Origin of the sequence: Myxococcus vastator (genome assembly GCF_010894475.1) — a bacterium.
GTDB lineage: Bacteria > Myxococcota > Myxococcia > Myxococcales > Myxococcaceae > Myxococcus > Myxococcus vastator.
In genome coordinates this window covers 1-6,536 of record NZ_JAAIYB010000452.1, presented here as the reverse complement: position 1 = coordinate 6,536, position 6,536 = coordinate 1, and the positions used below count along the sequence as shown (strand labels likewise).

Annotated in this window: 6 protein-coding genes; 2 read left to right on the top strand and 4 right to left on the bottom strand. The window is 72.4% G+C overall.

What is annotated here, in order from left to right; translation table 11 throughout:
• The coding region (locus G4D87_RS31125) for a cytochrome c peroxidase (protein WP_275902312.1) at nt 1-329 on the bottom strand (329 nt) is incomplete at its 3' end.
• A gap of 173 nt (nt 330-502) precedes the next feature.
• The gene (locus G4D87_RS31120) at nt 503-859 is read right to left on the bottom strand and encodes a hypothetical protein (RefSeq protein WP_240358748.1); all 357 of its coding nucleotides are present in this window, start codon (nt 857-859) and stop codon (nt 503-505) included.
• 481 nt (nt 860-1,340) lie between these two features.
• Here G4D87_RS31120 and G4D87_RS31115 point away from each other — a divergent pair, with 481 nt between their 5' ends.
• Complete coding sequence (locus G4D87_RS31115) at nt 1,341-1,568, top strand: hypothetical protein (RefSeq protein WP_163786325.1); 228 nt, start codon at nt 1,341-1,343, stop codon at nt 1,566-1,568.
• On the opposite strand, the gene G4D87_RS31110 is transcribed toward G4D87_RS31115, so the two are convergent.
• Nucleotides 1,548-2,189, bottom strand: coding sequence for an outer membrane beta-barrel protein (locus tag G4D87_RS31110; RefSeq protein WP_240358747.1), 642 nt, complete (start codon nt 2,187-2,189; stop codon nt 1,548-1,550). The two genes, G4D87_RS31115 and G4D87_RS31110, sit on opposite strands and share 21 nt — an antisense overlap.
• Nucleotides 2,190-2,299: 110 nt before the next feature.
• Nucleotides 2,300-4,033: a S8 family serine peptidase gene (locus G4D87_RS31105; RefSeq protein WP_240358746.1), complete on the bottom strand. Its 1,734-nt coding sequence runs from the start codon at nt 4,031-4,033 to the stop codon at nt 2,300-2,302.
• A 349-nt stretch (nt 4,034-4,382) separates the two neighbouring features.
• On the opposite strand from G4D87_RS31105, the gene G4D87_RS31100 reads away from it, so the two are divergent.
• Nucleotides 4,383-6,536, top strand: a 2,154-nt coding sequence (locus G4D87_RS31100; protein ID WP_163786326.1) for a serine/threonine-protein kinase, incomplete at its 3' end; no start/stop codon positions are given.

The following is a 6,536-nucleotide window of genomic DNA, read 5'->3' as shown; positions in this document are numbered from 1 at the left end:
GGGTTGCGCTGGGACAGGTGCCCGTCGCAGCCCTCCGCCTTGGCGGTGGACACAGTCAGGCCCTCGCCGCCGTGGCAGCTCGCGCAGGACACCGTGCCGCAGCGCGACAGGCCGCCGTCGTGGAACAGCATGTCGCCCAGCGCCTCGGCGCGCGCGACCCCGTCCATCCGGTTGGTGCTGTCCTTCGGGGGCTGCCGCCCCAGGCTGTGCAGGCTGCGGAGCTGGTCCAGCTCGTCGAGGTTGGGGAACGGCTCTTCGGAATCACACGCCATGCCCGACCCACCCAGGGCCAGGGTGAGCGTCACGGCGCGCCAGCGATACAAATTCATTACCCAACTCGTCTTTCTGCGAAGGACCCGGGAAGCTTCGCGTCCCCGTCGACGCGAATCAATCCACAAGGGCCCCTTGCCTGCTGGACGAGTTCGTGCTGATGGCGTGACGCCGCCGCGCCTGCCCCCTGGGGAGGGCTGGACGGGCGGCGTCACCGGCGTGCTTCAGGCCCTCAGGCGCCGCAGCTCAGGGAGAAGTCGCGCGTGGCGGTGCCGTAGTCGCTCACCTTCACCGCGGAAGGCTCCGGGGTGATGGTCGGCGTGGCGCCCGTCTCGCACTTCAGGCCGCCGCCCACCGCGAGCCCGACCTGGAGCTCGGTGTCGCTGGGCACGCCCGACACGGTGAAGGAGCAGCGGTTGCCGCGGCTCGCCTTCACCATCGCCCGGCCCAGCCCGGTGGTGGGCGCGTCCGGCAAGGCCACGATGACCTGGAGCTGCCCGCAGGCGTCGTCGGCACGCAGCCCGCTCTCCGGCAGGCGGATGACGCCGGCGATGGTGGCGTTGCCCTCACGGCCACCGGCACCTCCCATGGTGGCGCAACCGGAAGCGGCAAGGACCAGGGCGGCTACGGCAATGCGATACATGAAATCCTCAATTCTTGATGGTTGAGATGACGGCAAGGCCGCCGTGCAAGCGGTCTACGATGCGCGCCCAAGACAATTGCGATGGGAATTCATTCCAGCCACCTTTCGTATTCTTCGCGGGGCCTGGACTTGATGAGCTCCCCTGGAATTCCAGGTGGTTTGGGACTCCTGGTGCTTCCCGCGGAGCACGCCGCGTGACGCCCCATCAGTTGGAGTCATTGGTCGAATCAAACACAAACGCTTGACGCGTTTGGCGCCCGCTCAGTTCCCAAGGACGGACGCGTAAGTCCAGATTTCGGGCATGTCTGATTTTGGCGCGCGGAGGTTCTTCCCACGTGACGGGCGGCCCTGTCTCCGCCGCGCGGTCTGCTGTCAGCGCGCTCGCGCCCCCCCACGGTGAAGGGGCACAGGGAGAGGAGACGACACCATGTCGGTACAAAAGCAGGGGCGCACGCCTTCGTGGACGGGGCTGGGCGTGGGGACGGACCGTCAGGAGAAGCTGGAGCAGCAGCTCCCCGCCTGGCTCCAGGGGACGTGGGCCGCCGCGCGCCTGCATGTCGACCGGCCCTACCGAGGCCACGCCAGGGGCGGGGCGCCCGAGGGGCGGAGTCCCCGGACGCTCCCGCTGGCACCGTCAGTAGGTTCCGCCCAGTGAGAGCATCGCCGCGTAGCGGCCATCCAGCGCGCCGGGAGCCTGGCCGCCGCCCGGGGCGAAGTCCTGGTCGAACAGGAAGTTGTAGTTCACCCGGGCGTCGGCGGTGATGAGGTTGCCCACCTGGTAGCGCAGGCCCGCGCCGGCGGGCACGTAGCCGCTGGTGTCGTCGGAGAAGCCGCGGATGGCGCCTCGGGCGTCGTTGCGGACGTTGTAGCGGTCCAGGCCGATGCCCGTCAGGACGTAGGGCTGCAGCCGGGTGTTGGTGAAGCTGCCCACCACGACGACCTGCCCGGCGTTGCGGACGATGTCCGGTCCGCCTTCTCCGTCGTCGAGCAGCCCCATGCGGCTGTCGATGTCGCTCAAGCCGCCGCTGTAGCCCAGCTCGACGGCGAAGAGGCCGTGTGGCCGGTAGCCCAGCGCGGCGCCATAGGAGAAGCCCGGCGTGACTGCCGGGGCGAGCTGGCCCGTGTAGCCCTCCAGGCCGCCGCCCAGCTGGGCGTAGATGCCGGTGTCGGCCCGCTTCCGCCCGCCGTCGCCGCGCTCCACCGTCTCCGCCTGGGCCAGCGCGGCTGTGCCCCAGAGCGCCGCCGCGCACAGCGCGCCACGTACGAGTGCCTTCATGACGGACTCCTTGGTTCGCGTCCGGAAGGCAACGTGGTCCGCGCGGGAGGGCCTGGCAATCAGGCGCACGCGGGCCGGGGGGCACCTGGTGCGGCTGTCCTTCCCACCCCTCAGGGCAGCTGGGTGAGGACCTCCAGCGCGTGCCGGGCCTGCACCAGCCCGTGGCCGAAGTCCTCGTCAGGGCCAGCAGGGCCCAGGTCCTTCGCCGAGGCCAGCAGGGCGTGCTTCACCTGGTCCGGCGTGGCGGAGGGACGGGCGCTGAAGAGCAGCGCGGCCACGCCGCTCACGTAGGGCGTGGCCATGGAGGTGCCGGACATATAGGAGTAGTCCGCCGGGCTCATGCTGATGCGGGCCAGCTCCCCCATCATCCGGTGCAGCACGGTGCCACCCGCCTGGGTGATGGTGACGGCGGGCACCCACTGTCCGCGCCGCGGCATGGCGAGGATGTCCACGCCGCTCTCCCAGCGCGAGTTGCCGAAGATGACGGCGCGCGCGCCCTGCTTCATCACGTTGACCATGGCCATGTCGGTGGGCACCTCGCCGTGCCGCACGTACGCGACGAAGCCACTGCACGTGCTGCCCTTGCATGAGTCCAGCGACTCGCCGCCGCCGCAGTCCACCAGCTTGCCCCACTTGTTCTCGATGGGGGCATACAGCAGCGAGCGCGACAGCGGCTGCGTGTCCCGCACGTCCACCGTGGAGAACGCGCCCTGCCCGCGCGGGAAGGTGGACAGCACGTCCACGCCCGGGGCCACCAGCGCCAGCTGGCTTCCGCCGGAGGAGAAGGTGGCCCGCTGGTCCAGGGCGTTCACCGCGCCCACCGCCAGCACATGCGGGTCCGACGCGGGATAGTCCACCCGCTGGGCGTTGCTGTTGCCCGCCGCGGCCACCACCAGGATGCCCTGGGCATGGGCCGCCTCGAAGACCTCGAACGTCGTCTTGGAGGGCACGCCGCCGCCCAGCGACAGGGAGATGACCCTGGCGCCCTGCTCCGCGCAGTACTCCACCGCCGCCAGGACGAAGCTCATGTGCGTGCGGCCGTGGAGGTCCAGCACCCGGGCGATGACCAGCTCCACGCCCGGCGCCACGCCCATCACCCCGGTGTCCTCCAATTGGGGGGAGCCGCGTCCGCCGTGGCCTGGCCGCGCCGCGATGATGCCCGCCACGTGTGTGCCGTGGCCGGTGCCCCAGCCGTGGCCGCCGCTGAAGTCGGAGGGGTCGTCATCGTCCTCCAGCAGGTCGCGGCCGGCGACCACCGCGTCGCGCAGCTCCGGGTGCTCCAGGTCCAAGCCGCTGTCGATGACACACAGCCGCACGCCCGCGCCCGTGGGCCGGCCCGGGTCCGGCAGTCCGTCCCCATCCAGGTCCCACACCTCGTGCGCCTGGACCTTGCGCAGGCCGGGGGTGAACTCGCGCGGCGTGGCGCCCCGCGCCGCCGAGCCCAGGAGGGCGCGGGCTGGCGCGGTGGCGGGGGCCAGGGCGCGCCACTCCTGGTCCAGCTCGATGCGCTCCACCATGGGGTCCTCGGCCAGGAGCGCCCGCTGCTCCTGGAGGGACATGCGCGCCGCCACCGCGGGCGTGGAGCGGAAGGTGGCTGTCACCTGTCCGCCCACCTGCTGCACGCGGGCGGTGGCCATCACCCCCTGATTCCGATAGCGGACGATGACCCGCTGCCGGCCGTCGTCGTCCGTCAGGGGGGCCCGGACGCGGCGTGTCTCCACGGGTTCGGACAGGGAGCCCGCGATGATGTTGGGGCACACCTGGCTCTGGGCGCCCTTGTCGGAGGCGTCGTCCGGCCCACATGCCGCGAGCGCCAACAGCCCCATGAGTCCCCACCGCTTCATGAGCCGCTCCTTCTCGAACGGCACCCGGCCGAGGCGCCGGGCGCGCATCCCCCAGGGAGCGCACTTCGCGAAAGCGTGGCAACGGACTGGGGGGCGCCCCCTTGCCCGAGGTGCGGCGGTTCACATCGCGTGTGTTGAGCGGCGGAATGGCGCCCCGCGTCGGGGGTGCCTTCACGCCCGCACCCGGCGCTCGCCGCGCACCTGCGCACCCACTCCGCCCGACGGGTACGCGGCGGGCGCACTGTCGGAGGGCGAGTTTCCGTCCAAGGCCCTGGCGGTGTCTGTGGGAAGGAAGTCGCCCGCTGCTTGATTCCGTCCGCTTCCGGATGCTTCGCTGCCGCCAGACGCCATGAGTACCGTCCCTACAGAGTCCTCCCGCTTCCTTGGGCGCTATGAGCTCGTCCACCCCCTGGGCCAGGGCGGCATGGGGGAGGTGTTCCTGGCGAAAATCAGCGGCGCGGCCGGCTTCGAGAAGCCGTGCATCGTGAAGACGATTCTGCCGGCGCTGCTGAAGGACCGTCAGTTCCTGGACCGGTTCCACCACGAGGCCAAGGTGCTGGTGCACCTGGTGCACTCGTCCATCGCCCAGGTCTACGACATGGGCGAAGCGGACGGCACGTACTTCATGGCGCTGGAGTACGTGGCCGGCGTGGACCTGGCCTACCTGCTGGAGCAGGCGCGCTCGCAGGGGGTGCCGGTGCCAGTGCCGGTGGCGTTGTTCCTCGGCCAGCGCATCGCGGAGGGGCTGGGCTACGCGCACCGCAAGGCGGGGCCGGACGGCTCGCCGCTGGGCATCGTCCACCGCGACGTGTCCCCGCACAACGTCATGGTCTCCTACGAGGGCGAGGTGAAGGTCATCGACTTCGGCCTCGCCAAGTCCGCGGCGCGCAGCAAGTACACGCTGCCGGCCACGGTGATGGGGAAGCTGGGGTACATGTCCCCCGAGCAGGTGCGCGCCGAGCCCCTGGACCACCGCAGCGACATCTATTCGTGTGGCGTCGTGGTGTGGGAGATGCTGGCCGGCCGCTCGCTCATCCCCCACGGGACGGTGGGCGAGATGATGGCGGCCATGTCGCAGCCGGTGGTGCCGTCGCTGAGCGAGCTGCGGCCAGACGTGGACGCCGCGCTGGACGCCGTCGTGCGCCGCGCGCTGGCGGCCCGCCCGGATGACCGCTACCTGCGGTCGGACGAGCTGGCGCGCGCGCTCAACATGGAGCTGGTGCGCTCGGGCGCCGCGATGGGCGCCGAGGAGGTGGGCCACTTCGTGCGCGCGCTGTGCCCGGAGGCGTTCGACGCCCAGCGCAAGCTCATCTCCAAGGTGTCTTCGTCCCCCAACCACCGCCGCACCCCCGCGCCCGGTTCCGGTTATGGCACCGGGCCGCAGCCGGCCCCGGGCTTCGAGCCCACGCTGATGCGCGGCCCGGCGGCGCAGCCCGGCCACGGCTCGGGGGGCGTGGCCCGTCCCGGCGCCGTCTACGCGGACGGCGAGGATGACCTGGGCACGGGGGCCACCACGGTGCGGCGGCCTTCCGAGCCGTCGCCCAGCGTGCTGGTGGCTTCGGACGGAGCGCCCGCCGCGTCCCAGCCGGTCGTCGCGTCCACCGTCGCGTCCGGGGCGGCGCTGGAGGAACGCGCGTCCCGGAAGCGGCCGGTGGGGCTCTATGCCGCCATCGTCGTGTTGCTGGTGATTGCCACCTCCGCCGTCACCGCGCTGTTCGTCCAGTCGTCGGGTGTGGCGCCAGTCGCCACCGGGCCGGTGGCCGACGCTTCAGGGCAGGTCGCGCCGCCCCCGGCTTCGGACACGGCGGTGGAGACGCCCGTCGCCGCCGCGCGGCAGGAGGCGGCTCCGGAAGCGGCGCCCCTGTCCGACGCGGGCACGGGCGCTGACGCCGGTGCGGCGGTGGTGGCCGCGGGGGGGCCGGGCGCTCCCGAGGCAGAGGCCGCGCCGTCCTCGGTGCGCGCGGAGCACGCTACTCCGGAGCCGGCGCGGACGCCGCGCCCCGCGTCGGTGAAGACGCCGGCGAAGAAGCCGGCGGCCCCCGTCGAGCCCGCCGTCATCTACGCCACGCCGGCGAAGGTGTTCCCGATTCGCAGCGCGAACGGGCGCAACTATGTCGACCGGGTCCTCGGGCGGGGCTTCCTCCCGGGCGTGGAGCTGGACGTGCTGGGGCCGTTGAAGAACGGCAAGCACGAGGTGCTGGGGCGGGCCCGGGTGGTGCGGCCGGGGCGCGGCTTCGCGCGGCGGCCCACGCGGGCGTTCCTCGAACTGGATGAGCGCGCCCTGGCGGCCTCGGAGGACCTCTTTGTGGCGGCGCCTGGACGGGAGGCCGCGCCCGCCGACGCGCCGGAGCCCGAGGAGGCCCAGGCGGAGGCCGCCGAGCCCGACACGGGTGAGGTGACGGCTGAGGAGGAGGCCGTCGTGGCCGCGCCCCCCGCGAAGCGCACGCTGCGCGGCCACGCGAACGTGCAGGGCGGGGTGGGCGGCTTCCTGGACCCGGGGGTG

Bases quoted from the DNA above. Each gene is read 5' to 3' on its own strand.
- G4D87_RS31120 (WP_240358748.1), bottom strand. From the start codon at position 859: ATGGGAGGTGCCGGTGGCCGTGAGGGCAACGCCACCATCGCCGGCGTC.
- G4D87_RS31115 (WP_163786325.1), top strand. From the start codon at position 1,341: ATGTCGGTACAAAAGCAGGGGCGCACGCCTTCGTGGACGGGGCTGGGC.
- G4D87_RS31110 (WP_240358747.1), bottom strand. From the start codon at position 2,189: ATGAAGGCACTCGTACGTGGCGCGCTGTGCGCGGCGGCGCTCTGGGGC.
- G4D87_RS31105 (WP_240358746.1), bottom strand. From the start codon at position 4,033: ATGAAGCGGTGGGGACTCATGGGGCTGTTGGCGCTCGCGGCATGTGGG.